Raw genomic sequence first — 23,087 nt, forward strand, 5'->3', positions numbered from 1 at the left:
AGCTTCATGAACTTCGAGCTGCTGGCGACCGACGGCAAGGCCCGTCGCGGCCGCCTGACCTTCCCCCGCGGCGTGGTCGAGACCCCGGCCTTCATGCCGGTGGGCACCTACGGCACGGTGAAGGGCATGTTGCCGCGCGACATCGAGGACATCGGCGCGCAGATCATCCTCGGCAACACCTTCCATCTCTGGTTGCGCCCGGGCACCGAGGTGATCCAGCGCCACGGCGACCTGCACGACTTCATGCAGTGGAAAGGCCCGATCCTCACCGACTCCGGCGGTTTCCAGGTGTTCAGCCTGGGAGCCATGCGCAAGATCAAGGAGGAGGGCGTGACCTTCGCCTCGCCGGTGGACGGCGCCAAGGTCTTCATGGGGCCGGAGGAGTCCATGGCGGTGCAACGCGCCCTGGGCTCGGACATCGTGATGATCTTCGACGAGTGCACGCCGTACCCGGCCGACCATGACGTCGCCAAGCGCTCCATGGAGCTGTCGCTGCGCTGGGCCAAGCGCTCGAAGATCGCCCATGGCGATAGCCCGTCGGCGCTGTTCGGCATCGTCCAGGGCGGTATGCACGAGGACCTGCGCCTGCGCTCGCTGGATGGCCTGCAGGAGATCGGCTTCGACGGCCTGGCCATCGGCGGCCTGTCGGTGGGCGAGCCGAAGAAAGAGATGATCCGCGTGCTCGATTTCCTGCCGCCGCAGATGCCGGCCGACAAGCCGCGCTACCTGATGGGCGTGGGCAAGCCGGAAGACCTGGTGGAAGGCGTGCGCCGCGGCGTGGACATGTTCGACTGCGTGATGCCGACGCGCAATGCGCGCAACGGCCACCTGTTCGTCGACAGCGGGGTGATCAAGATCCGCAACTCGGTACACAAGCACGACGACTCCACGCTCGACCCGACCTGCGACTGTTACACCTGCAAACATTTTTCCCGCGCCTATCTGCACCACTTGGACAAGTGCGGGGAAATGCTCGGTAGCATGCTCAATACCATCCACAACTTGCGGCATTATCAGCGGGTTATGGCTGGTTTGCGCGAGGCAATCCAACAGGGTACATTGGCCGCCTTTGTCGATGCCTTCTATGCCAAGCGCGGCCTTCCCACGCCGCCGCTGGATGCCTGACTTTCCTTTATCCAACTCTATTGCTTTGTGACAGGAGTGCTACATGAGCTTTCTAATTCCCGCTGCCTACGCCGACGCAGCCGCTCCGGCAGCCGCTGGCCCGGCCGGCACCGGTTTCGAGTGGGTCTTCCTGGTTGGTTTCCTGGTCATCTTCTACCTGATGATCTGGCGTCCCCAGGCCAAGCGCGCCAAGGAACACAAGAACCTGCTGGGCAACCTGCAAAAAGGTGACGAAGTCGTCACTTCCGGCGGTATCGCCGGCAAGGTGACCAAGGTCGCCGACGATTTCGTCGTCGTCGAGGTTTCCGACAACGTCGAGCTGAAGTTCCAGAAGGCCGCGATTGCCGCGACCCTGCCGAAAGGCACCCTGAAAGCGATCTGATTTTCACCTAAACACATGACGGGGCGCGCAAGGCGCCCCGCGTCATAACGGGCGGTGTCATGCTCAACAAGTATCCTCTGTGGAAATATCTGCTGATCCTGGCGGTCCTCGCCGTCGGGTTCATCTATTCCGCACCCAACCTCTACCCGGACGACCCGGCGGTGCAGATCAGCGGCGCCAGCACGGCGCTGCAGGTCACCCAGGCCGACGTCGACCGCGCTGCCAAGGCGCTGACCGACGCCGGTATCGCGGTGAAGGCCAACAGCCTGTCGAAGAAGGGCGGCCTGATCCGCCTGGTCAAGCAGGACGACCAGCTTCCCGCCAAGGAAGTGGTGCGCCGGACCCTGGGCGACGACTACGTGGTGGCGCTGAACCTGGCCCAGACCACTCCCGAGTGGCTGCGCAAGCTGGGCGGCAGCCCGATGAAGCTCGGCCTGGATCTGTCCGGCGGTGTGCACTTCCTGCTGGAAGTGGACATGGACAAGGCGGTCGATGCCCGCCTGAAGGTCTATGAAAGCGAAGTGAAGAGCCTGCTGCGCAAGGAGCGCGTGCGCTACCGCAGCCTGCCGATCCAGGATCGCGCGATCCAGCTCGGCTTCACCGACAGCGAATCCCTGGACAAGGCGCGCAGCCTGATCGCCAAGGACTTCCGCGATTTCGAGGTCGTGCCCGAAGAGCGCAACGGCCTGCAGGTCCTGCGCGTCGCCCTGACCCAGGCCAAACTGGCGGAAATCCGCGAATACTCCATCAAGCAGAACCTCACCACCGTCCGCAACCGGGTCAACGAGCTGGGCGTATCCGAGCCGCTGGTGCAGCGCCAGGGCGCCAATCGTATCGTGGTCGAGCTGCCGGGCGTGCAGGACACCGCGGAAGCCAAGCGAATCCTCGGCAAGACCGCCAACCTCGAATTCCGCCTGGCCGCCGAGCCGGACGCCCTGAAGTCCGCCACCGAGACCTTCGAGTTCCGCGAGCCGCGCCGTCCGCCGGTGCCGCTGGAGCGCGGGGTGATCATCACCGGCGACCAGGTCACCGACGCCAGCGCCAGTTTCGACGAGAACGGCCGCCCGCAGGTGAACATCCGCCTGGATGGCCACGGCGGCGAGCTGATGAACCGCGCCACCCGCAACAACGTCGGCCGCAGCATGGCGGTGGTGTTCATCGAGCAGAAGCCGGTGACCCGCTACACCAAGCAGATGGTCGATGGCGTCGAGAAGGAGGTCGCGGTTCCGGCGTTCAAGGAAGAGAAGCAGATCATCAGTCTGGCGACCATCCAGTCGCCGCTGGGCAACCAGTTCCGCATCACCGGCCTCGATGGCCCGGGCGAGTCCTCCGAACTGGCCCTGCTGCTGCGTGCCGGCGGCCTGGCTGCACCGATGTACTTCGCCGAAGAACGCACCATCGGCCCGAGCCTGGGGGCGGACAACATCGCCAAGGGTGTCGATGCGTCGCTCTGGGGCATGCTCTTCGTATCGCTGTTCATCATCGTCATCTACCGTTTCTTCGGCGTGATCGCCACCGTTGCGCTGGCCTTCAACATGGTCATGCTGGTAGCGCTGATGTCGATCCTCGGCGCGACCCTGACCCTGCCGGGCATCGCCGGTATCGTGCTGACCATGGGCATGGCGGTGGACGCCAACGTGCTGATCTTCTCGCGGATACGCGAGGAGCTGGCCAATGGCATGTCGGTCCAGAGGGCGATCCACGAAGGCTTCAACCGTGCCTTCACCGCGATCCTCGACGCCAACCTGACCTCGCTGCTGGTCGGCGGCATCCTCTACGCCATGGGCACCGGCCCGGTGAAAGGATTTGCCGTGACCATGTCGCTCGGCATCATCACCTCGATGTTCACGGCCATCATGGTCACCCGCGCAATGGTCAACCTGATCTTCGGCGGGCGTGACTTCAAGAAGCTGTGGATCTAAGGGGACTGAGATGAATATCAAGATCGGTACCATCAACTTCATGGGCATCCGCAACATCGCGTTTGCCGTCACCCTGATCCTGACCGTCATCGCCCTGGGCAGCTGGTTCACCAAGGGCATCAACTTCGGCCTCGACTTCACCGGCGGTACGCTGATCGAGCTGACCTACGAACAACCGGCCGATCTCGGCAAGGTGCGTGGTCAACTGGTCGGCGCCGGCTACGAGGACGCCGTGGTGCAGAGCTTCGGCGACGCCCGCGACGTGCTGGTGCGGATGCCCAGCGAGGACCCGGAACTGGGCAAGAAGGTCGCTACCGCCTTGCAGCAGGCCGATACCGGCAACCCGGCGAACCTGAAGCGGGTCGAGTACGTCGGCCCGCAGGTGGGTGAAGAACTGCGCGACCAGGGCGGCCTCGGCATGCTCCTGGCGCTGGGTGGCATCCTGCTGTACGTCGGCTTCCGCTTCCAGTGGAAGTTCGCCCTCGGGGCGATCCTCTCGCTGGTGCACGATGCGATCATCGTGATGGGCGTGCTGTCGTTCTTCCAGGTGACCTTCGACCTGACCGTCCTCGCCGCTGTGCTGGCGGTGGTCGGTTACTCGCTGAACGACACCATCGTGATCTTCGACCGGGTGCGCGAGAACTTCCGCGTGCTGCGCAAGGCCAGTCTGATCGAGAACCTGAACATCTCCACCAGCCAGACCCTGTTGCGCACCATCGCCACCTCGGTCTCCACGCTGCTGGCCATCGCCGCGCTGCTGTTCTTCGGCGGCGACAACCTGTTCGGTTTCTCCATCGCCCTGTTCGTCGGTGTAATGGCGGGTACCTACTCGTCGATCTACATCGCCAACGTGGTCTTGATCTGGCTGAACCTGACCAGCGAGGACCTGATCCCGCCGCAGGCCAAGGACACCGTCGACGATCGCCCCTGAGGCGCTCTGGTTCGGCACTCCGGCGCCTGCCGGTCACTCGAGGACTCCCGCTTTTGGCGGGAGTTTTCGTATCTGCGCCAACGAAACGTTTGCCGGGAGCCTGGAACTTGGTGGTTTTTGCCCAGTCCTAGGCAAGGCAAAGGGCGAACATAGCCCGCATTGGATGAAAGCCAGGAGGTACATGTGAACAAGTCGATGCTCGTCGGGGCCGTTCTGGGTGCCGTAGGCGTGACCGCAGGTGGCGCGGTAGCCACCTATAGCCTGGTGGATCGCGGTCCCGACTACGCCGAGGTCGTCGCTGTCCAGCCGGTCAAGGAAACCATCAAGACGCCGCGCCAGGTCTGCAAGGACGTGGCCGTGACCCGCCAGCGTCCGGTCAAGGACCAGCACCAGATCGCCGGTACCGCCATCGGTGCGGTGGTCGGCGGCTTGCTGGGCAACCAGATCGGCGGCGGTACCGGCAAGAAGATCGCCACCGTGGCCGGCGCCGTCGGCGGCGGCTACGCCGGCAACAAGGTGCAGGAAGGCATGCAGGAGCGTGACACCTACACCACAACCGAAACCCGCTGCAGCACCGTGCATGACAGCAGCGAGAAGGTCGTCGGCTATGACGTGAAGTACATGCTCGACGGCAAGGCCGGGCAGATCCGCATGGAACGCGATCCGGGCAGCCAGATCCCGGTCGACAAGAATGGCCGGCTGATCCTCAGCCAGGGCGAAACGCTGCGCTGAGCCTGACTGTCGCAATGATGCACAAGGGCGCCCGCGGGCGCCCTTGTGCATTTTTATGGAGATGAAAAACCCGGCGCCAGGCCGGGTTCTTCGTCAGCGGCGGATCAGCGCTTCAGCGACGGCGGCAGGTGCGGCTGGATGGTGGTCAGCAGTGCCTTGAAGCATTTGGTGTTGCCGGCGACGATGTGACCCTTCTCGAGGAATTCGTGGCTGCCGGTGAAGTCGCTCACCAGGCCGCCGGCTTCCTGTACCAGCAGGGCGCCTGCCGCCATGTCCCATTCGGACAGGCCGAATTCCCAGAAGGCGTCGTAGCGTCCGGCGGCGACGTAGGCCAGGTCCAGGCTGGCGGCGCCGGCGCGGCGGATGCCGGCGGTCTGGCCGACCAGGCTGCGGAACATGTTCAGGTAGTTGTCGAGATTGTCGATCTGGTTGTCGCGGAACGGGAACCCGGTGCCGAGCAGGGCGCCTTCCAGGCTCTTGCGGCCGCTGACGCGCAGGCGGCGACCGTTGAGGGCGGCGCCGCGACCGCGGCTGGCGGTGAATTCTTCCTGGCGTACCGGGTCGAGGACCACGGCGTGCTCCAGGCGGCCCTTGTACTTGCAGGCGATGCTCACGGCGAAGTGCGGTACGCCATGGATGAAGTTGGTGGTGCCGTCCAGCGGATCGATCACCCAGAGGTAATCGGCGCCCTCGCCGCTGCCTTCGATGAAGCCGCCTTCCTCGCCCATGATCGCGTGAGTCGGATAGGCCTTGCGCAGCGCGGCGACGATGGTCTGCTCGGCGGCGCGATCGACTTCGGTCACGTAGTCCTTGGCATCCTTCTCGTTGACCGAGATGACATCCAGGCGTTCGATGGAGCGGAAAATCAGTTCACCGGCGCTGCGAGCGGCGCGCAGGGCGATATTCAGCATAGGCTGCATGGAGAGGTCACCTGGGTCGTTAAAGAAAGCCGGCCATTCTAGCAGAAACCGATGGCGTTTGAAGGGCGACCTGTCGGCCGCATGGTATAAAGCTGACCTCTGCTGTAGGATTTCACACCCTTCAGTAACTTGGCGTTGGAGAGCATCGGCGTTGCTCGACCGTATTCGTGTGGTGTTGGTCAACACCAGTCATCCCGGCAACATCGGCGGGGCGGCCCGTGCCATGAAGAACATGGGCCTGTCGCAACTGGTGCTGGTGCAGCCGGAAAGCTTTCCCCACGGCGACGCGGTGGCGCGGGCTTCCGGCGCCACCGACATCCTCGACGCCGCAAGGGTGGTGGACACCCTGGAAGAGGCCCTGAGCGGCTGCAGCGTGGTGCTCGGCACCAGCGCCCGCGACCGGCGGATTCCCTGGCCGCTGCTGGATCCGCGCGAGTGCGCGACGACCTGCCTGGAGCACCTGGAGGCGAATGGCGAGGTGGCCCTGGTATTCGGGCGCGAATATGCGGGTTTGACCAACGAAGAATTGCAGCGCTGCCAGTTCCATGTGCATATCCCCTCCGATCCCGAGTTCGGTTCGCTGAACCTGGCGGCCGCGGTCCAGGTGCTCACCTACGAGGTGCGCATGGCGTGGCTGGCGGCCCAGGGCAAGCCGACCAAGATGGAAAAGTTCGAGTCCACCTCGATGCTCAACACCGAGCTGGTGACGGCCGACGAGCTGGAGCTCTATTACGCGCATCTGGAGAGGACGCTGATCGATATCGGCTTCCTCGATCCGGAGAAGCCGCGCCACCTGATGTCGCGGTTGCGGCGCCTGTATGGGCGCAGCGCGATCAGCAAGCTGGAAATGAATATCCTGCGCGGGATCCTGACCGAAACCCAGAAGGTGGCCCGAGGCCTGTCCTACAAGCGGAGTGACGACTGATGTTCGAACGTGTGCGTGAAGATATCCAAAGCGTATTCCACCGTGATCCGGCGGCTCGCAACGCACTCGAGGTCCTCACCTGTTATCCGGGCCTGCACGCCGTCTGGCTGCATCGGCTGGCCCACGGCTTGTGGACGTCCGGCTGGAAGTGGCTGGCGCGCCTGGTGTCCAATTTCGGCCGCTGGATGACCGGCATCGAGATCCACCCGGGGGCCAGGATCGGCCGGCGCTTCTTCATCGACCACGGCATGGGCATCGTCATCGGCGAAACCGCCGAGATCGGCGACGACGTCACCCTCTACCAGGGCGTCACCCTGGGCGGTACCACCTGGAACAAGGGCAAGCGCCACCCCACCCTCGGCAACAACGTGGTGGTCGGTGCCGGTGCCAAGGTGCTCGGCCCGTTCACCGTCGGCGAGGGCGCCAAGGTCGGCTCCAATGCCGTGGTGACCAAGGAAGTCCCGCCGGGTGCCACCGTGGTCGGCATTCCCGGGCGGATCATCATGCGCGAGGATACCGAGCAGCAGGCCAAGCGCCAGGCGATGGCGGAGAAACTCGGCTTCGATGCCTACGGAGTCAGCCAGGACATGCCGGACCCGGTGGCGCGTGCCATTGGTCAGTTGCTCGATCACCTGCAGGCCGTCGACGGCCGGCTCGAGGGCATGTGCCAGGCGCTCACCGCCTTGGGGAGCGACTACTGCGCGAAGGATCTGCCGGTATTGCGCGAGGAGGATTTCGCCGGGGTCAAGGACGAGGATGGCAATCCGGCCGCGTAATGCGCGGCCGGCGGCTTTCTGCTAGCATGTAGCGCCCTGAATTTGCCTAATCCTGAGTAATTTGATCGGTCTTATAGTTGACCTAATTACTCGGATAAGAGCATAATCCGCGTCAACCCCGAATGATCCCGATGGGAAAAGCCCATGCGTCTGACCACCAAAGGCCGCTACGCCGTAACCGCCATGCTCGACCTGGCGCTGCATGCTCAGCAAGGTCCGGTCTCGCTGGCCGATATCTCCGAACGCCAAGGCATTTCCCTGTCCTATCTCGAACAGCTGTTCGCCAAGTTGCGCCGTGGCAACCTGGTGACCAGCGTGCGCGGCCCGGGCGGCGGCTACCAGCTGTCCCGCCATATGTCGGGCATCCATGTGGCGCAGGTGATCGACGCGGTCAACGAATCCGTCGACGCGACCCGCTGCCAGGGGCAGGGCGATTGCCACTCCGGCGATACCTGTCTGACCCACCACCTGTGGTGCGACCTCAGTTTGCAGATCCATGAGTTCCTCAGCGGCATCAGCCTGGCCGATCTGGTCAGCCGCCAGGAGGTCCAGGAGGTCGCGCTGCGCCAGGACGAACGCCGTTGCTCAGGCAAGACGCCTCGTCTCGACAAGATTGAAGCGTCCGCCATCGACTGAGCAGGGCGCCAGCCTGTAGGAGTTACCTGATGAAATTGCCGATCTACCTCGATTACTCCGCGACCACTCCCGTCGATCCCCGCGTCGCCCAGAAAATGAGCGAATGCCTGCTGATGGACGGCAACTTCGGCAACCCGGCTTCGCGTTCCCACGTGTTCGGCTGGAAAGCCGAGGAGGCCGTGGAGAACGCCCGTCGCCAGGTGGCCGAACTGGTCAACGCCGATCCCCGCGAGATCGTCTGGACCTCCGGCGCCACCGAGTCCGACAACCTGGCGATCAAGGGCGTTGCGCACTTCTACTCGGGCAAGGGCAAGCACATCATCACCTCGAAGATCGAGCACAAGGCGGTCCTCGATACCTGCCGCCAGCTGGAGCGCGAAGGTTTCGAAGTGACCTACCTGGAGCCGGGCGAAGATGGCCTGATCACTCCGGCACTGGTCGAGGCGGCGCTGCGTGACGACACCATCCTGGTCTCGGTCATGCACGTGAACAACGAGATCGGCACCGTCAACGACATCGCCGCCATCGGCGAGCTGACCCGCTCCCGCGGCGTGCTGTTCCACGTCGACGCCGCACAGTCGACCGGCAAGGTCGAGATCGACCTGGACAAGCTCAAGGTCGACCTGATGTCCTTCTCCGCGCACAAGACCTACGGCCCGAAAGGCATTGGCGCGCTCTACGTCCGGCGCAAGCCGCGCGTCCGCATCGAGGGCCAGATGCACGGCGGCGGCCATGAGCGCGGCATGCGTTCCGGCACCCTGGCCACCCACCAGATCGTCGGCATGGGCGAGGCGTTCCGCATCGCCAAGGAAGAAATGGCCCAGGAGAACGCCCGCGTGCTGGCGCTCCGCGACCGCTTCTTCGCGCAGATCGACGGCCTGGAAGAGCTCTACATCAACGGCAGCATGACCTCCCGCGTCCCGCACAACCTCAACGTCAGCTTCAACTACGTCGAGGGCGAGTCGCTGATCATGGCGCTCAAGGACCTCGCGGTCTCCTCCGGTTCGGCCTGTACCTCGGCGTCCCTGGAACCGTCCTACGTATTGCGCGCCCTGGGCCGCAACGACGAACTGGCGCATAGCTCCATCCGCTTCACCTTCGGTCGCTTCACCACCGAGGAAGAGATCGACTATGCCGCGAAGAAGGTGGTCGAGGCCGTTTCCAAGCTGCGCGAACTGTCGCCGCTGTGGGATATGTACAAAGAGGGCGTCGACCTGTCCCAGGTCGAATGGCAGGCGCACTGAGCGCCTCGTGCCCCGGAAAACGTGAGGATTAGCCATGGCATATAGCGAAAAGGTCATCGACCACTACGAAAACCCGCGCAACGTCGGCAAGCTCGACGCTGCCGATCCCAACGTCGGCACCGGCATGGTCGGCGCGCCGGCCTGCGGCGACGTGATGCGCCTGCAGATCAAGGTCAACGAGCAGGGCGTGATCGAAGACGCGAAGTTCAAGACCTACGGTTGCGGTTCCGCGATCGCCTCCAGCTCCCTCGCCACCGAGTGGATGAAGGGCAAGACCCTGGACGAGGCGGAAACCATCAAGAACACCACCATCGCCGAAGAGCTGGCCCTGCCGCCGGTGAAGATCCACTGCTCCGTTCTCGCCGAAGACGCCATCAAGGCCGCCGTTCGCGACTACAAGCAGAAGAAGGGTTTGCTCTAAGCCGCTCGTGACGAGTAAGGAGTTGCAATGGCCATCAGCATGACCGAAGCCGCCGCCAAACACGTGCAGCGCTCCCTCGAGGGGCGCGGCAAGGGCGAGGGTATCCGTCTTGGCGTGCGCACCACTGGCTGTTCCGGGCTTGCCTATGTCCTCGAATTCGTCGATGAACTGGCGGCCGAGGACCTGGTCTTCGAGAGCCATGGCGTGAAGGTCATCATCGACCCGAAAAGCCTGGTCTATCTCGATGGCACCGAGCTGGACTTCACTCGCGAAGGGCTCAACGAAGGCTTCAAGTTCAACAATCCCAACGTTCGTGGCGAATGCGGCTGCGGCGAAAGCTTCAACGTCTGAGGCCGGCGTGGGTAAACCCTGTCATTTCGCCCAGTTCGACCTGCAACCGGCTTTCCTGGTCGATCTCGACGAGCTCGGCCAGCGCTATCGCGAGTTGGTGCGCAGCGTCCATCCCGACCGTTTCGCCGATGCTCCCGAGCGCGAGCAGCGTCTCGCCCTGGAGCGCGCGGCGCAACTGAACGAGGCCTACCAGACCCTGAAGAGCGCTCCGCGCCGGGCCTTGTACCTGTTGACCCTGAGTGGTCACGAGTTGCCCTTGGAGGCTACGGTGCAGGATCCGGAGTTTCTCCTGCAGCAGATGCAGCTGCGCGAGGAACTGGAGGAGTTGCAGGACAGCGCCGACCTGGCCGGCGTGGCGACCTTCAAGCGTCGGCTCAAGGCCGCCCAGGCCGAGCTGGAGCGCGAGTTCGCCGCGTGCTGGGACGATGCGCAGCGCCGCGAAGAGGCCGAACGCCTGGTCCGTCGCATGCAGTTCCTCGACAAGCTCGCGCAGGAAGTGCGCCAGCTGGAAGAGCGACTCGACGATTAATCCCTGCGGCCCCCGGGTCGCACCCCATAGTTAAGACAGAGCATGGCCCTACTGCAGATCGCCGAGCCCGGTCAGAGTCCCAAGCCCCATGAGCGTCGCCTGGCGGTTGGGATCGACCTGGGTACCACCAATTCGCTGGTCGCCGCGGTGCGTAGCGGCGTCGCCGAGCCCTTGCCGGATGCGCAGGGGCGCCTGATCCTGCCTTCCGCGGTGCGTTATCACGCCGAGCGGGCGGAAGTGGGTGAGAGCGCCCGCGCGGCCGCCGCGAAGGATCCCTTCAATACCATCATTTCGGTCAAGCGTCTGATGGGGCGCGGCCTGGAGGACGTCAAGCAACTGGGCGAGCAATTGCCCTACCGCTTCCGCCAGGGCGAGTCGCACATGCCCTTCATCGAGACCGTACAGGGGCTGAAGAGTCCTGTGGAAGTCTCGGCGGACATCCTGCGTGAGCTGCGCCAGCGCGCCGAAACCACCCTCGGTGGCGAGCTGGTGGGTGCGGTGATCACTGTGCCGGCTTATTTCGACGACGCCCAGCGCCAGGCTACCAAGGATGCCGCGCGCCTGGCCGGACTGAACGTCCTGCGCCTGCTCAACGAGCCGACCGCCGCCGCCGTGGCCTACGGCCTGGACAAAGGCGCGGAAGGCTTGGTGGCCATCTATGACCTGGGTGGTGGAACCTTCGACATTTCCATCCTGCGCCTGACCCGCGGTGTCTTCGAAGTCCTGGCCACCGGCGGCGATACGGCCCTGGGCGGCGACGACTTCGACCATGCCATCGCTGGCTGGGTGATCGAGCAGGCTGGCCTTTCTGCCGATCTGGACCCGGGCAGCCAGCGGCAGTTGCTGCAAATCGCCTGTGCGGCCAAGGAGCGTCTTACCGACGAGGCGTCGGTCCGGGTCGCCTACGGCGACTGGAGCGGCGAGCTGAGCCGGGCGACGCTCGACGAGTTGATCGAGCCGTTCGTCGCTCGCAGCCTGAAGTCCTGTCGCCGAGCGGTGCGCGACTCCGGTGTCGATCTGGAAGAAATCCGCTCTGTGGTGATGGTCGGTGGCTCGACCCGCGTGCCCCGTGTGCGCACGGCGGTTGGCGAGTTGTTCGGCTGCGAGCCGCTGACCGATATCGATCCGGACCAGGTGGTCGCCATCGGCGCGGCCATCCAGGCCGATGCCCTGGCCGGCAACAAGCGCGGCGAGGAATTGCTGCTGCTGGACGTCATTCCGCTGTCGCTCGGCCTGGAAACCATGGGCGGGCTGATGGAGAAGGTGATTCCGCGCAATACCACCATCCCGGTGGCGCGCGCCCAGGAGTTCACCACCTACAAGGACGGCCAGACGGCCATGATGATCCACGTGCTGCAGGGCGAGCGCGAGCTGGTGAAGGATTGTCGTTCGCTGGCGCGCTTCGAGCTGCGCGGCATTCCGCCGATGGTGGCGGGCGCGGCGAAAATCCGGGTGACCTTCCAGGTCGACGCCGACGGCTTGCTCGGCGTGTCCGCACGCGAACTGAGTTCCGGCGTCGAGGCCAGCATCCAGGTCAAGCCGTCCTATGGGCTGACCGACGGCGAGATCGCGCGGATGCTCAAGGACTCCTTCGACTACGCCGGCGACGACAAGGCTGCCCGCGCCCTGCGCGAACAGCAGGTCGAGGCGCAGCGGCTGCTGGAGGCCGTGCAGTCGGCGCTGGACGTCGACGGCGAGCGGCTCCTGGACGAAGAGGAGCGCCTGGCCATCGCGGCGCAGATGGACACCTTGCGTGAACTGGCCGGTGGTAGCGACACCGCGGCCATCGAGAACCAGATCAAGCGCCTGTCCCAGGTGACCGACGCTTTCGCCGCACGGCGGATGGACGCGACCGTCAAGGCCGCGCTCTCCGGCCGCCGGCTCAACGAAATCGAGGAATAAGCGAAGATGCCGCAGATCGTGATTCTGCCCCATGCCGACCACTGCCCCGAGGGGGCGGTATTCGAGGCGAAGCCCGGCGAAACCATACTGGATGCCGCGTTGCGCAATGGCATCGAGATCGAGCATGCCTGTGAGAAATCCTGCGCCTGCACGACCTGCCACGTAATCGTCCGCGAAGGCCTCGACTCCATGGAGCCGTCCGACGAACTCGAAGACGACATGCTGGACAAGGCCTGGGGCCTGGAGCCCGATTCGCGGCTATCCTGCCAGGCAGTGGTGGCCGACGAAGACCTGGTGGTCGAGATTCCCAAGTACACCATCAACCAGGTGTCGGAAGGCCACTGAGCCCGGCGGTAGAGAGGAGCGTGCAATGAGCCTGAAATGGACCGATGTGCTGGAAATCGCCATCCAGCTCGACGAAAGCAAGCCGGAGGTCGATCCGCGATACGTCAACTTCGTCGATCTGCGGCGCTGGGTGGTGGAACTTCCAGAGTTCTCCGACGATCCTCAGCGTAGCGGGGAGAAAGTCCTGGAGGCCATCCAGGCCGCCTGGATCGAGGAACGGGACTAGCCATAGGCCCGCCCTACGCATTTGCCGGGAACCCGCGTATAATTCGCGGGTTTTATTTTAGGTAAGGCCTGAAATCGTCCGCGGGCGCATTCCAGGCTAGGCGCGCCGGGCCCGATGCCAGGCGCAGCCACGCTGATTCCGGCCCTTTCGGGCCGTTTTCGTCAGCGTCCTGAACGAATCACGGCGTCCCGCCCCGCTGGCGGGGCCGCCCATGCTAGACAACCTTGTTTCGGAGTTTTACCAATGGCACTGCAACGCACCCTGTCCATCATCAAGCCGGACGCCGTTTCCAAGAACGTGATCGGCGAAATCCTGACCCGCTTCGAGAAAGCCGGCCTGCGCGTCGTCGCCGCTAAAATGGTTCAGCTGTCCGAGCGTGAAGCCGGCGGCTTCTATGCCGAGCACAAAGAGCGTCCGTTCTTCAAGGACCTGGTTTCCTTCATGACTTCCGGTCCGGTTGTAGTCCAGGTCCTGGAAGGCGAGGACGCCATCGCCAAGAACCGCGAGCTGATGGGCGCCACCGATCCGAAGAAAGCCGACGCCGGTACCATCCGCGCCGACTTCGCCGTCTCCATCGACGAGAACGCCGTCCACGGTTCCGATTCCGAAGCTTCCGCCGCTCGCGAGATCGCCTACTTCTTCGCGGCTACCGAAGTCTGCGAGCGCATTCGCTGATCGAGCGTGGGTGAGGGTGAAGCCATGACAACGACCACCGCCGGCAAGGTGAACCTGCTGGGCCTGACCCAGCCGCAGCTGGAACAGTTCTTCGAGTCCATCGGCGAGAAGCGTTTCCGGGCCGGCCAGGTCATGAAGTGGATTCACCACTTTGGCGTCGACGATTTCGACGCCATGACCAACGTCGGCAAGGCCTTGCGCGAAAAGCTCAAGGCCTCAGCCGAGATACGCGGTCCCGAGATCGTCAGCCAGGACATCTCCGCCGACGGCACCCGCAAGTGGGTGGTCCGGGTGGCGTCCGGCAGTTGCGTCGAGACCGTGTACATCCCCCAGGGCGGACGCGGCACCCTGTGCGTGTCCTCCCAGGCGGGCTGCGCCCTGGATTGCAGTTTCTGCTCCACCGGCAAGCAGGGTTTCAACAGCGACCTCACCGCCGCCGAGGTGATCGGCCAGGTGTGGATCGCCAACAAGTCGTTCGGTACCGTTCCGGCCAAGATCGACCGCGCCATCACCAATGTCGTGATGATGGGCATGGGCGAGCCGCTGCTGAACTTCGACAACGTGGTCGCCGCCATGAACATCATGATGGACGACCTCGGCTACGGTATTTCCAAGCGCAAGGTGACCCTGTCCACCTCCGGCGTGGTGCCGATGATCGACAAGCTCGGCGAGGTGATCGAAGTGTCCCTGGCCCTGTCGCTGCACGCACCGAACGACGAGTTGCGCAACAAGCTGGTGCCGATCAACAAGAAGTATCCGCTGGGCATGCTGCTGGATGCCTGCCGCCGGTATATTTCCCGGCTCGGCGAGAAGCGCGTGCTGACCGTCGAGTACACCCTGCTCAAGGATGTCAACGATCAGCCCGAGCATGCTGAGCAGATGATCGCATTGCTGAAAGACACGCCTTGCAAGATCAACCTGATTCCGTTTAATCCATTCCCGCACTCCGGCTACGAGCGCCCGAGCAACAATGCCATCCGGCGTTTCCAGGACATGTTGCACAAGGGCGGCTTCAACGTGACCGTGCGTACCACCCGCGGCGACGACATCGACGCGGCCTGTGGCCAGCTGGTCGGCCAGGTCATGGATCGTACCCGCCGGAGCGAACGTTATATTGCCGTGCGCCAACTGGCCGAGTCCGAGTCGGCGGCGAATCGAAATTGAGTGAGAGGAGGGTTCCGATGACTGTACGCGCCGCGCTGGTGTTCCTGTTGGCAGTTGGGCTGACAGGCTGCGTGACGAGCGGAGATCAGAATCCCCTGAAAACCGACAAGGGCCGTGACGAGGCGCGCAATGCCTATATCCAGCTCGGCCTCGGCTATCTCCAGCGGGGGAACACCGAGCAGGCCAAGGTGCCGCTGCGCAAGGCCCTCGAGATCGACCCTTCCAGCGCCGACGCGCATGCCGCGCTGGCGGTGGTGTTCCAGACCGAGATGGAGCCCAAGCTGGCCGACGAGGAGTACCGCAAGGCGCTCGCCAGCGATAGCCGCAATGCCCGGGTACTGAACAACTACGGCGGTTTCCTCTACGAGCAGAAGCGCTACGAGGAGGCCTACCAGCGTCTCCTGGAGGCCAGCCAGGATACCCTCTATCCCGAGCGCTCGCGGGTCTTCGAGAACCTCGGCCTGGTTTCGCTGCAAATGAAGAAACCGGCCCAGGCCAAGGAGTACTTCGAGAAATCCCTGCGTCTGAACCGTAACCAGCCCAGCGTCGCGCTGGAGATGGCCGACCTGCTCTACAAGGAGCGCGAGTACGTGCCGGCTCGCCAGTACTATGATCTCTTTGCCCAGGGCGGCGGGCAGAACGCCCGCAGCCTGTTGCTGGGCATTCGTCTCGCGAAGGTCTTCGAGGACCGCGACACGGCCGCCAGCTATGGCCTGCAGTTGAAACGCCTGTACCCAGGCTCTCCCGAATATCAGGAATTCCAGGCGGAAAAATGATGAAAGCGCCGCAGCCCGAAGTCGTAGCCACCGCTTCCCGTCAGAACCCCGGGGAAACCCTGCGCCAGGCGCGCGAGCAGAAGGGCTTGTCGTTGTCGCAGGTGGCCGGGCAACTGAACCTGACCGAGAATTCGCTGCGTCAGCTGGAAAACGGCGCGTTCGACAAGCTGCCGGGGCACACCTTCTCGCGCGGCTACATCCGCGCCTACGCCAAGCTCATGGGCCTCGACCAGGCCGAGCTGGTCAACAGCTTCGACCATTTCACCGGCACCAATGCCAGCGGCAGCACCGTACAGAGCCTGGGACGGGTCGCCGAGCCGGTGCGCCTGTCGCGCAACGTGCTGCGTATCGTCAGTCTGTTACTGCTCGCCCTGCTGATCGGCTTCGGCTACTTCTGGTGGCAGGAGCATTCCGCGCGCACGCCGGAAACCGCCGGTCTGAGCCTCGAGCATGTCGAAGTGGAAAGCGCCGACGGCACCACCGAGATCCATACCCTGGACGAGCCTGAAGACCAGGCGGTGATCGAAGCGCAGAAGGAAGGCGAGCAAGCGCCCGCCGAGGTTTCTCCGGAAGTCGCCGCCCAGGCCGAGGGTTCGCCGCCGGTGGCGAGCGAGGGCGCGCAGGTTCCCGCCGCTCCGGCCCAGGGCACCCCCGCCGCGCCCCAGCAGCCCGTTACCGCCGCGCCTGCCGGCACGGCTCCCGCTCCCGGTACTGCTCCAGCCGTTCCGGCGACGGCCAGTCCGGCCGCCCCGCCAGCGCCGAGCGAACCTGCCGCCGCGCCCGTGGTGGCAGGCGAGGGCCAGGGGGTGGTCAAGGTACAGTTCGTCGCCGATTGCTGGACCCAGGTCACCGACGCCAACGGCAAGGTCCTGGTCAGCGCGCTGAAGCGCAAGGGCGACAGCCTGGAACTGGCCGGCAAGGCCCCGCTGGAGCTGCGCCTCGGTTTCGCTCGCGGCGCCCAGGTCAGCTACAACGGCCAGCCGGTGGACGTGACCCCCTTCGTCCGCGGCGAAACGGCCCGTCTGAAGGTAGGACAATGAGCATTCATAGCGCTTCTCCGATCATTCGCCGCAAGTCTCGGAAAATCTGGGTCGGCAACGTCCCGGTGGGCGGCGATGCGCCGATCGCCGTGCAGAGCATGACCAACACCGAGACCTGCGACGTCGCTGCCACCGTCGCGCAGATCCGCCGCCTGGAAGATGCCGGCGCGGACATCGTGCGGGTTTCCGTCCCCGACATGGACGCCGCCGAGGCGTTCGGCAAGATCAAGCAGCAGGTCAACGTGCCGCTGGTCGCCGACATCCACTTCGACTATCGCATCGCCCTGCGCGTCGCCGAGCTGGGAGTGGACTGCCTGCGCATCAATCCGGGCAACATCGGTCGCGAGGACCGGGTCAAGGCCGTGGTCGACGCCGCGCGCGAGCGCAACATCCCGATCCGTATCGGCGTCAATGCCGGTTCGCTGGAAAAGGACCTGCAGAAGAAATACGGCGAACCGACCCCGGAAGCCCTGCTCGAATCGGCCATGCGCCACGTCGATCATCTCGACAAGCTGGACTTCCAGAACTTCAAGGTCAGCGTCAAGGCCTCCGACGTCTTCATGGCCGTCGCCGCCTATCGCCTGCTGGCCAGGCAGATCGAGCAGCCCCTGCACCTGGGCATCACCGAGGCCGGCGGCCTGCGCTCCGGCACGGTGAAGTCGGCGGTGGGGCTGGGCATGCTCCTGGCCGAGGGAATCGGCGACACCATCCGGATTTCCCTGGCTGCCGATCCGGTCGAGGAGATCAAGGTCGGTTTCGACATCCTCAAGTCCCTGCACCTGCGCTCCCGTGGCATCAACTTCATCGCCTGCCCGAGCTGTTCGCGGCAGAACTTCGACGTGGTGAAGACCATGAACGAGCTGGAAGGGCGCCTGGAGGACCTGCTGGTACCGATGGACGTGGCCGTGATCGGTTGCGTCGTCAACGGTCCGGGCGAAGCCAAGGAGGCCCATGTCGGCCTCACCGGCGGCACTCCGAACCTGGTGTATATCGACGGCAAGCCGTCGCAGAAACTGACCAACGACAACCTGGTGGACGAGCTGGAACGGCTGATCCGCCAGAAGGCGGCCGAGAAGGCCGAAGCCGATGCGAGCCTGATCGCCCGCGGCTGACCCGTTTAAGGACCCTACGTGAGCAAGTCCCTGCAAGCCATTCGTGGCATGAACGACATCCTGCCGGAGCAGACTCCGGCCTGGCGCTATCTGGAACGCACCTTCGCCGGCCTGCTGGACGGCTACGGCTACAGCGAGATCCGCCTGCCCATCCTCGAGTTCACCGAACTCTTCGCCCGCGGCATCGGCGAAGGCACCGACGTGGTCGACAAGGAGATGTACACCTTCCTCGACCGCAACGGCGAATCCCTGACCATGCGTCCGGAAGGTACCGCCGGTTGCGTGCGCGCCGTGCTGGAGCACGGCCTGAGCGGCGGTGGCCAGGTGCAGAAGCTCTGGTACACCGGGCCGATGTTCCGTTACGAGAAACCGCAGAAAGGTCGCTACCGGCAGTTCCACCAGATCGGCGTGGAAGTCTTCAACCTGCCCGGTCCGGACATCGACGCCGAGTTGATCATCCTCACCTGGCGTCTGTGGCAGAAGCTCGGCATGGCCGAAGCGGTGACCCTGCAGCTCAATACCCTCGGCTCCAGCGAGGCCCGCGCACGCTATCGCGAGGCCCTGGTGGCCTATCTGCAGGAGCGCTTCGAGCAACTCGACGAAGACAGCCAGCGGCGCATGACCACCAATCCGCTGCGAATCCTCGACAGCAAGGTGGAGAGCACCCAGGCGTTGCTGGTCGGCGCGCCGACCCTGCACGACTATCTCGACGAAGAATCGATCGCCCACTTCGAGGGTCTCAAGGCCCGCCTGGATGCTGTCGGACTGCGCTATGAAATCAACCAGAAGCTGGTGCGCGGCCTGGACTATTACTGCCGCACGGCTTTCGAGTGGGTCACCGACAAGCTTGGCGCCCAGGGCACCGTTTGCGGCGGTGGCCGCTACGACGGGCTGGTCAGCCAGTTCGGCGGCAAGCCGACCCCGGGTGTCGGTTTCGCCATGGGCGTGGAACGCCTGGTGCTGCTGCTGGAGACCTTGGGGGTGATCCCCGCCGAACTGAACCGTCCGGCCGACCTCTACGTCTGCGCCTTCGGAGAACCGGCCGAGCTGGCCGCCCTGACCCTGGCCGAACAGTTGCGCAGCGCCATTCCCGGCATACGCCTGCTGGTCAACGCCGGCGCCGGCAGCTTCAAGAGCCAGTTCAAGAAGGCCGACAAGAGCGGCGCGCGCTTTGCCCTGATCCTCGGGGAGGACGAGGTGGCCAATCGCGTGGTAGGTTTCAAGCCCCTGCGTGACGAGGGCGAGCAACAAAGCATTGCCTGGGATGCTCTGCCCGAGCACCTGGCAGCCTGTCTGGCACAGGCTTGAGAACATAAAGAATAGGAGTGATTGGGGTGACATCGCGTACCGAAGACGAAGACCTGGCGCAGATCAAGGACTGGTGGCAGCGCAACGGCAAGCCCCTGGTCACCGGCGGCATCCTCGCGCTGGCAGTGGTATTCGGCTGGCAGGCCTGGCAGAAGTACCAGACCAACCAGGCGCAGGGCGCCTCGATCGTCTACCAGCAACTGATCGAAACCGCGCTGAATCCGGCCGGCCAGCCGGATCCGGCGAAGGTGGCGGAGCTGGCCGGCAAGCTGAAGAGCGAGTTCGGCGGCACCCATTATGCCCAGTACGGCAGCCTGTTCGTGGCCAAGGTCGCGGTCGACAGCGGCAAGCTGGATGACGCCGTTGCCGAGCTGAAGGCGGTCATGGACAAGCCGGCCGACGCCACCCTCGGCGAACTGGCGCGGCAGCGCCTGGCCCGGGTCCTGGCGGCCCAGGGCAAGGTCGAGGAAGGCCTGAAGCTGCTCGATGGCGACGCCGACAAGGCCTACGTCTCTACCCGCGAGGAGCTCAAGGGCGACCTGCTGGTGCAGCTCAAGCGCACCGACGAGGCACGCGCGGCCTACGAGAAAGCCAAGCAGTCGCTGCCCGAAGACGGTGCCGGCGATGCCCTGCAGATCAAGCTCGACGACCTGTCCAAGGGAGAGGCCTGAGATGGTGCAATGGAAACACGCGGCGCTGCTCGCCCTGGCCCTGGCGGTCGTGGGTTGCAGCAGCAACAGCAAGAAGGAACTCCCGCCCGCCGAACTGACCGACTTCAAAGAGGAAGTCGTGTTGAGCAAGCAGTGGAGCCGCTCGGTCGGTGATGGCCAGGGCGACCTGTACAACCTGCTCGAACCGGCCGTCGATGGTTCCACCATCTACGCCGCGTCCGCCGAAGGGCGGGTGATGGCGATCCAGCGCGAAACCGGCGACGTGCTCTGGAAGAAGGACCTCGAGCGTCCGGTTTCCGGCGGTGTCGGCGTTGGCTACGGCCTGGTGCTGGTGGGTACCCTGCGCGGTGACGTGATCGCCCTCGACGAAGCCACCGGCAAGAAGAAGTGGACCAAGCGAGTCAACAGCGAAGTGCTGTCGGCGCCGGCCACCAACGGCGACGTGGTGGTGGTGCAGACCCAGGACGACAAGCTGATCGGCCTCGATGCGGCCAGCGGCGACCAGCGCTGGATCTACGAAAGCACCGTGCCGGTGCTGACCCTGCGCGGCACCGGCGCGCCGCTGATCGCCGGCAATATGGCCCTGGCTGGCCTGGCCAGCGGCAAGGTGGTGGCGGTCGACGTACAGCGCGGCCTGCCGATCTGGGAGCAGCGGGTAGCGATTCCCCAGGGGCGTTCCGAACTGGATCGCGTGGTGGACATCGACGGCGGCCTCCTGCTGTCCGGTGACACCCTCTACGTGGTCAGCTACCAGGGCCGTGCCGCGGCGCTGGATGTGAACAGCGGCCGCCTGCTCTGGCAGCGCGAAGCGTCGAGCTACGTCGGCGTCGCCGAAGGCTTCGGCAATATCTACGTCAGCCAGGCCAGCGGTTCGGTGGAAGGCCTGGATTCGCGCGGCGCCTCTTCGCTGTGGAACAACGACGCCCTGGCGCGTCGCCAACTGTCGGCTCCGGCGGTGTTCTCCAGCAACGTGGTGGTCGGCGACCTGGAAGGCTACGTGCACCTGCTGAGCCAGGTGGACGGTCGCTTCGTCGGTCGCGAGCGGGTCGACAGCGATGGCGTGCGGGTTCGTCCGCTGGTGGTCGGGAGCTGGATGTACGTGTTCGGCAACGGTGGCAAGCTCGTCGCCTACACCATCCGCTAGACTGGGTTTCAAGTGTCCGGCCGCTGCCGTCCGACGTCAGCGGCCTTTGTGTTTTCTGAATTCTCGTGGAGAGCCGCATGGTTCCCGTTATTGCCCTGGTGGGTCGCCCGAACGTCGGCAAGTCCACTCTGTTCAACCGCCTGACCAAGTCGCGCGACGCCATCGTGGCGGAGTACGCAGGCCTGACCCGCGATCGCCAGTACGGCGAGGCGCGCTGGCAGGGCCGCACCTATATCGTCATCGATACCGGAGGCATCTCCGGCGATGAGGAAGGCATCGATGCGAAAATGGCCGAGCAATCGTTGCAGGCCATCGAGGAGGCGGATGCCGTCCTGTTCCTGGTCGATTCGCGCGCCGGCATGACCGCCGCCGACCAGATGATCGCCGAGCACCTGCGCAAGCGGAACAAGCGCAGCTTCCTGATCGCCAACAAGGTCGACACCATCGATCCCGATCTCGCTCGCGCCGAGTTCAGCCCGCTGGGCCTGGGCGATGCGTTGCCGATCGCCGCCGCCCACGGTCGCGGCATCAACCATATGCTGCAGGAAGCCCTGGGGATCTTCCCCAAGGACAACGCGGAGGAAGAAGGCGAGGGCGAGCCGGCGAGCGAAGAGGTCGCCGAAGGCGAGGAACCGACCCGGATTCCCGGTCCCAGCGAGAAGGACGGGATCAAGATCGCCATCATCGGCCGGCCCAACGTGGGCAAGTCGACCCTGGTCAACCGCATGCTCGGCGAAGAGCGGGTGATCGTCTACGACCAGGCCGGCACCACCCGCGACAGCATCTACATCCCGTTCGAGCGCAACGAGGAGAAGTACACCCTGATCGACACCGCTGGCGTGCGGCGCCGCGGCAAGATCTTCGAGGCGGTGGAAAAGTTCTCGGTGGTGAAGACCCTCCAGGCGATCCAGGACGCCAACGTGGTGATCTTCGTCATGGACGCCCGCGAAGGGGTGGTCGAGCACGACCTCAACCTGCTCGGCTTCGTCCTCGAGACCGGCCGTGCCCTGGTCATCGCCCTGAACAAGTGGGATGGCATGGAGGCGGCCGAGCGTGACTACGTGAAGACCGAGCTGGAGCGGCGCCTGCTGTTCGTCGACTTCGCCGACATCCATTTCATTTCGGCCCTGCATGGCACAGGCGTCGGCCATCTCTACAAGTCGGTCCAGGAGTCCTTCCGTTCGGCGGTGACCCGCTGGCCGACCAGCCGCCTGACCAGCATCCTCGAGGACGCCGTGCAGGTGCACCAGCCGCCGATGGTCAACGGTCGCCGGATCAAGCTGCGCTACGCCCACCTGGGCGGCGCCAACCCGCCGCTGATCGTGATCCACGGCAACCAGGTGGACGCGGTGCCGAAGGCCTATACCCGCTACCTGGAGAAGACCTACCGGCGGGTATTGAAGTTGGTCGGCACGCCGATCCGCATCGAGTACAAGGGCGGCGAGAACCCCTACGAGGGCAAGAAGAACTCGCTGACCGCGCGCCAGGTCAACAAGAAGCGCCGGCTGATGTCGCACCACAAGAAAGCCGAGAAGAAGAAGAAGGACAAGCGCCGCTGAGGGGGGCGTTTCCTTCGTCGAAAGGCCCGGCGGGTATCCCTGTCGGGCCTTTTTCATTGGCCGCGGCTGTAGAACCAGGCCGTCGGCGTTGACCGCCGATGCCCTGTCGTGGCGACGAATGATCGCGAGGCGGTTATTCGTCCTGCGCCATCGCCTGGCGCATATTCCCCTCTGTCCTGAAGCGGCCACGGTTTTTTCTAAGGCGTGCCCCTGCAGCGTCGCTCCCGGATCGGCTATCCTGCCCTGCCACCCGTCTGGCCGGGCTGTCGTC

The 23,087-nt window shown here is 64.7% G+C and carries 25 protein-coding genes; 24 read left to right on the forward strand and 1 reads right to left on the reverse strand.

Annotated elements, in window-relative coordinates; genetic code table 11:
• The first annotated feature begins 6 nt into the window (after nucleotides 1-6).
• The 5 genes from tgt (at nucleotide 7) to VQ067_RS05870 (ending at nucleotide 5,092) form a co-directional block, all read left to right on the forward strand.
• Nucleotides 7-1,125 carry a tRNA guanosine(34) transglycosylase Tgt gene (tgt, locus tag VQ067_RS05850; RefSeq protein ID WP_074241265.1) on the forward strand — a complete coding sequence of 373 codons (1,119 nt, stop codon included), beginning with the start codon at nucleotides 7-9 and terminating at the stop codon, nucleotides 1,123-1,125.
• A gap of 43 nt (nucleotides 1,126-1,168) precedes the next feature.
• Nucleotides 1,169-1,507, forward strand: a complete 339-nt coding sequence (gene yajC / locus VQ067_RS05855; protein ID WP_003092856.1) for a preprotein translocase subunit YajC — start codon at nucleotides 1,169-1,171, stop codon at nucleotides 1,505-1,507.
• Between the two features lie 59 nt (nucleotides 1,508-1,566).
• Nucleotides 1,567-3,429, forward strand: a complete 1,863-nt coding sequence (gene secD / locus VQ067_RS05860) for a protein translocase subunit SecD (protein WP_003110921.1) — start codon at nucleotides 1,567-1,569, stop codon at nucleotides 3,427-3,429.
• Nucleotides 3,430-3,439: 10 nt separating this feature from the next.
• Nucleotides 3,440-4,360 carry a protein translocase subunit SecF gene (gene secF, locus VQ067_RS05865; protein ID WP_003092852.1) on the forward strand — a complete coding sequence of 307 codons (921 nt, stop codon included), beginning with the start codon at nucleotides 3,440-3,442 and terminating at the stop codon, nucleotides 4,358-4,360.
• A 183-nt stretch (nucleotides 4,361-4,543) separates the two neighbouring features.
• A complete protein-coding gene (locus VQ067_RS05870) occupies nucleotides 4,544-5,092 on the forward strand; it encodes a glycine zipper 2TM domain-containing protein (protein ID WP_003092848.1) in 549 nt (182 codons plus the stop codon).
• A gap of 104 nt (nucleotides 5,093-5,196) precedes the next feature.
• Here VQ067_RS05870 and suhB read toward each other — a convergent pair whose 3' ends face one another.
• Entirely contained in the window at nucleotides 5,197-6,012 is an 816-nt protein-coding gene (gene suhB, locus VQ067_RS05875; RefSeq protein WP_003092845.1) for a type III secretion system regulator SuhB, read from the reverse strand.
• Nucleotides 6,013-6,163: 151 nt separating this feature from the next.
• Here suhB and trmJ point away from each other — a divergent pair, with 151 nt between their 5' ends.
• From trmJ to der, 19 genes are all read left to right on the forward strand, one after another.
• Nucleotides 6,164-6,937: a tRNA (cytosine(32)/uridine(32)-2'-O)-methyltransferase TrmJ gene (gene trmJ / locus VQ067_RS05880; RefSeq protein WP_003092842.1), complete on the forward strand. Its 774-nt coding sequence runs from the start codon at nucleotides 6,164-6,166 to the stop codon at nucleotides 6,935-6,937.
• Nucleotides 6,937-7,713 carry a serine O-acetyltransferase gene (gene cysE / locus VQ067_RS05885; protein WP_003092839.1) on the forward strand — a complete coding sequence of 259 codons (777 nt, stop codon included), beginning with the start codon at nucleotides 6,937-6,939 and terminating at the stop codon, nucleotides 7,711-7,713. Before trmJ ends, cysE begins: the two co-directional genes overlap by 1 nt.
• A 144-nt stretch (nucleotides 7,714-7,857) precedes the next feature.
• Nucleotides 7,858-8,349 carry a Fe-S cluster assembly transcriptional regulator IscR gene (gene iscR, locus VQ067_RS05890; RefSeq protein WP_003092836.1) on the forward strand — a complete coding sequence of 164 codons (492 nt, stop codon included), beginning with the start codon at nucleotides 7,858-7,860 and terminating at the stop codon, nucleotides 8,347-8,349.
• 29 nt (nucleotides 8,350-8,378) lie between these two features.
• Complete coding sequence (locus VQ067_RS05895; protein ID WP_003092832.1) at nucleotides 8,379-9,593, forward strand: IscS subfamily cysteine desulfurase; 1,215 nt, start codon at nucleotides 8,379-8,381, stop codon at nucleotides 9,591-9,593.
• 34 nt (nucleotides 9,594-9,627) lie between these two features.
• Nucleotides 9,628-10,014 carry a Fe-S cluster assembly scaffold IscU gene (gene iscU / locus VQ067_RS05900; protein WP_003092829.1) on the forward strand — a complete coding sequence of 129 codons (387 nt, stop codon included), beginning with the start codon at nucleotides 9,628-9,630 and terminating at the stop codon, nucleotides 10,012-10,014.
• A gap of 27 nt (nucleotides 10,015-10,041) precedes the next feature.
• The gene (iscA, locus tag VQ067_RS05905) at nucleotides 10,042-10,365 is read left to right on the forward strand and encodes an iron-sulfur cluster assembly protein IscA (RefSeq protein ID WP_003100617.1); all 324 of its coding nucleotides are present in this window, start codon (nucleotides 10,042-10,044) and stop codon (nucleotides 10,363-10,365) included.
• Nucleotides 10,366-10,372: 7 nt separating this feature from the next.
• On the forward strand, nucleotides 10,373-10,894 hold the full coding sequence (gene hscB / locus VQ067_RS05910; protein ID WP_003092824.1) for a co-chaperone HscB: 522 nt from the start codon (nucleotides 10,373-10,375) through the stop codon (nucleotides 10,892-10,894).
• A gap of 42 nt (nucleotides 10,895-10,936) precedes the next feature.
• Nucleotides 10,937-12,796, forward strand: a complete 1,860-nt coding sequence (gene hscA, locus VQ067_RS05915) for a Fe-S protein assembly chaperone HscA (RefSeq protein WP_003092822.1) — start codon at nucleotides 10,937-10,939, stop codon at nucleotides 12,794-12,796.
• Nucleotides 12,797-12,802: 6 nt separating this feature from the next.
• Nucleotides 12,803-13,141 carry an ISC system 2Fe-2S type ferredoxin gene (fdx, locus tag VQ067_RS05920; protein WP_003092818.1) on the forward strand — a complete coding sequence of 113 codons (339 nt, stop codon included), beginning with the start codon at nucleotides 12,803-12,805 and terminating at the stop codon, nucleotides 13,139-13,141.
• A gap of 25 nt (nucleotides 13,142-13,166) precedes the next feature.
• Nucleotides 13,167-13,367: a Fe-S cluster assembly protein IscX gene (iscX, locus tag VQ067_RS05925; protein WP_003092814.1), complete on the forward strand. Its 201-nt coding sequence runs from the start codon at nucleotides 13,167-13,169 to the stop codon at nucleotides 13,365-13,367.
• A gap of 243 nt (nucleotides 13,368-13,610) precedes the next feature.
• Nucleotides 13,611-14,042, forward strand: a complete 432-nt coding sequence (gene ndk / locus VQ067_RS05930; RefSeq protein WP_003092811.1) for a nucleoside-diphosphate kinase — start codon at nucleotides 13,611-13,613, stop codon at nucleotides 14,040-14,042.
• A gap of 24 nt (nucleotides 14,043-14,066) precedes the next feature.
• Entirely contained in the window at nucleotides 14,067-15,206 is a 1,140-nt protein-coding gene (rlmN, locus tag VQ067_RS05935; RefSeq protein WP_033991049.1) for a 23S rRNA (adenine(2503)-C(2))-methyltransferase RlmN, read from the forward strand.
• A gap of 17 nt (nucleotides 15,207-15,223) precedes the next feature.
• Nucleotides 15,224-15,982 carry a type 4a pilus biogenesis protein PilF gene (gene pilF / locus VQ067_RS05940; protein WP_340080808.1) on the forward strand — a complete coding sequence of 253 codons (759 nt, stop codon included), beginning with the start codon at nucleotides 15,224-15,226 and terminating at the stop codon, nucleotides 15,980-15,982.
• Nucleotides 15,979-17,022 carry a RodZ domain-containing protein gene (locus VQ067_RS05945; RefSeq protein ID WP_015502427.1) on the forward strand — a complete coding sequence of 348 codons (1,044 nt, stop codon included), beginning with the start codon at nucleotides 15,979-15,981 and terminating at the stop codon, nucleotides 17,020-17,022. The genes pilF and VQ067_RS05945 overlap by 4 nt, the downstream gene beginning before the upstream one ends.
• Nucleotides 17,019-18,134: a flavodoxin-dependent (E)-4-hydroxy-3-methylbut-2-enyl-diphosphate synthase gene (ispG, locus tag VQ067_RS05950; RefSeq protein ID WP_003092800.1), complete on the forward strand. Its 1,116-nt coding sequence runs from the start codon at nucleotides 17,019-17,021 to the stop codon at nucleotides 18,132-18,134. The genes VQ067_RS05945 and ispG overlap by 4 nt, the downstream gene beginning before the upstream one ends.
• An 18-nt stretch (nucleotides 18,135-18,152) precedes the next feature.
• Nucleotides 18,153-19,442, forward strand: coding sequence for a histidine--tRNA ligase (gene hisS / locus VQ067_RS05955; protein WP_023434849.1), 1,290 nt, complete (start codon nucleotides 18,153-18,155; stop codon nucleotides 19,440-19,442).
• 26 nt (nucleotides 19,443-19,468) lie between these two features.
• Nucleotides 19,469-20,113 carry a YfgM family protein gene (locus tag VQ067_RS05960; protein ID WP_003137855.1) on the forward strand — a complete coding sequence of 215 codons (645 nt, stop codon included), beginning with the start codon at nucleotides 19,469-19,471 and terminating at the stop codon, nucleotides 20,111-20,113.
• A 1-nt stretch (nucleotide 20,114) separates the two neighbouring features.
• Complete coding sequence (bamB, locus tag VQ067_RS05965) at nucleotides 20,115-21,257, forward strand: outer membrane protein assembly factor BamB (protein ID WP_003092789.1); 1,143 nt, start codon at nucleotides 20,115-20,117, stop codon at nucleotides 21,255-21,257.
• 77 nt (nucleotides 21,258-21,334) lie between these two features.
• Nucleotides 21,335-22,816: a ribosome biogenesis GTPase Der gene (der, locus tag VQ067_RS05970; RefSeq protein WP_003092786.1), complete on the forward strand. Its 1,482-nt coding sequence runs from the start codon at nucleotides 21,335-21,337 to the stop codon at nucleotides 22,814-22,816.
• Nucleotides 22,817-23,087 lie beyond the last annotated feature (271 nt).

It is taken from the genome of Pseudomonas sp. KBN12P06040, from assembly GCF_037574965.1.
Classification (GTDB): Bacteria; Pseudomonadota; Gammaproteobacteria; order Pseudomonadales; family Pseudomonadaceae; genus Pseudomonas; species Pseudomonas aeruginosa.

Coding starts and splice junctions, on each gene's coding strand:
- tgt (WP_074241265.1), top strand. CDS start 7: ATGAACTTCGAGCTGCTGGCGACCGACGGCAAGGCCCGTCGCGGCCGC.
- yajC (WP_003092856.1), top strand. CDS start 1,169: ATGAGCTTTCTAATTCCCGCTGCCTACGCCGACGCAGCCGCTCCGGCA.
- secD (WP_003110921.1), top strand. CDS start 1,567: ATGCTCAACAAGTATCCTCTGTGGAAATATCTGCTGATCCTGGCGGTC.
- secF (WP_003092852.1), top strand. CDS start 3,440: ATGAATATCAAGATCGGTACCATCAACTTCATGGGCATCCGCAACATC.
- suhB (WP_003092845.1), bottom strand. CDS start 6,012: ATGCAGCCTATGCTGAATATCGCCCTGCGCGCCGCTCGCAGCGCCGGT.
- cysE (WP_003092839.1), top strand. CDS start 6,937: ATGTTCGAACGTGTGCGTGAAGATATCCAAAGCGTATTCCACCGTGAT.
- iscR (WP_003092836.1), top strand. CDS start 7,858: ATGCGTCTGACCACCAAAGGCCGCTACGCCGTAACCGCCATGCTCGAC.
- VQ067_RS05895 (WP_003092832.1), top strand. CDS start 8,379: ATGAAATTGCCGATCTACCTCGATTACTCCGCGACCACTCCCGTCGAT.
- iscU (WP_003092829.1), top strand. CDS start 9,628: ATGGCATATAGCGAAAAGGTCATCGACCACTACGAAAACCCGCGCAAC.
- iscA (WP_003100617.1), top strand. CDS start 10,042: ATGGCCATCAGCATGACCGAAGCCGCCGCCAAACACGTGCAGCGCTCC.
- hscA (WP_003092822.1), top strand. CDS start 10,937: ATGGCCCTACTGCAGATCGCCGAGCCCGGTCAGAGTCCCAAGCCCCAT.
- fdx (WP_003092818.1), top strand. CDS start 12,803: ATGCCGCAGATCGTGATTCTGCCCCATGCCGACCACTGCCCCGAGGGG.
- iscX (WP_003092814.1), top strand. CDS start 13,167: ATGAGCCTGAAATGGACCGATGTGCTGGAAATCGCCATCCAGCTCGAC.
- ndk (WP_003092811.1), top strand. CDS start 13,611: ATGGCACTGCAACGCACCCTGTCCATCATCAAGCCGGACGCCGTTTCC.
- rlmN (WP_033991049.1), top strand. CDS start 14,067: ATGACAACGACCACCGCCGGCAAGGTGAACCTGCTGGGCCTGACCCAG.
- pilF (WP_340080808.1), top strand. CDS start 15,224: ATGACTGTACGCGCCGCGCTGGTGTTCCTGTTGGCAGTTGGGCTGACA.
- VQ067_RS05945 (WP_015502427.1), top strand. CDS start 15,979: ATGATGAAAGCGCCGCAGCCCGAAGTCGTAGCCACCGCTTCCCGTCAG.
- ispG (WP_003092800.1), top strand. CDS start 17,019: ATGAGCATTCATAGCGCTTCTCCGATCATTCGCCGCAAGTCTCGGAAA.
- bamB (WP_003092789.1), top strand. CDS start 20,115: ATGGTGCAATGGAAACACGCGGCGCTGCTCGCCCTGGCCCTGGCGGTC.
- der (WP_003092786.1), top strand. CDS start 21,335: ATGGTTCCCGTTATTGCCCTGGTGGGTCGCCCGAACGTCGGCAAGTCC.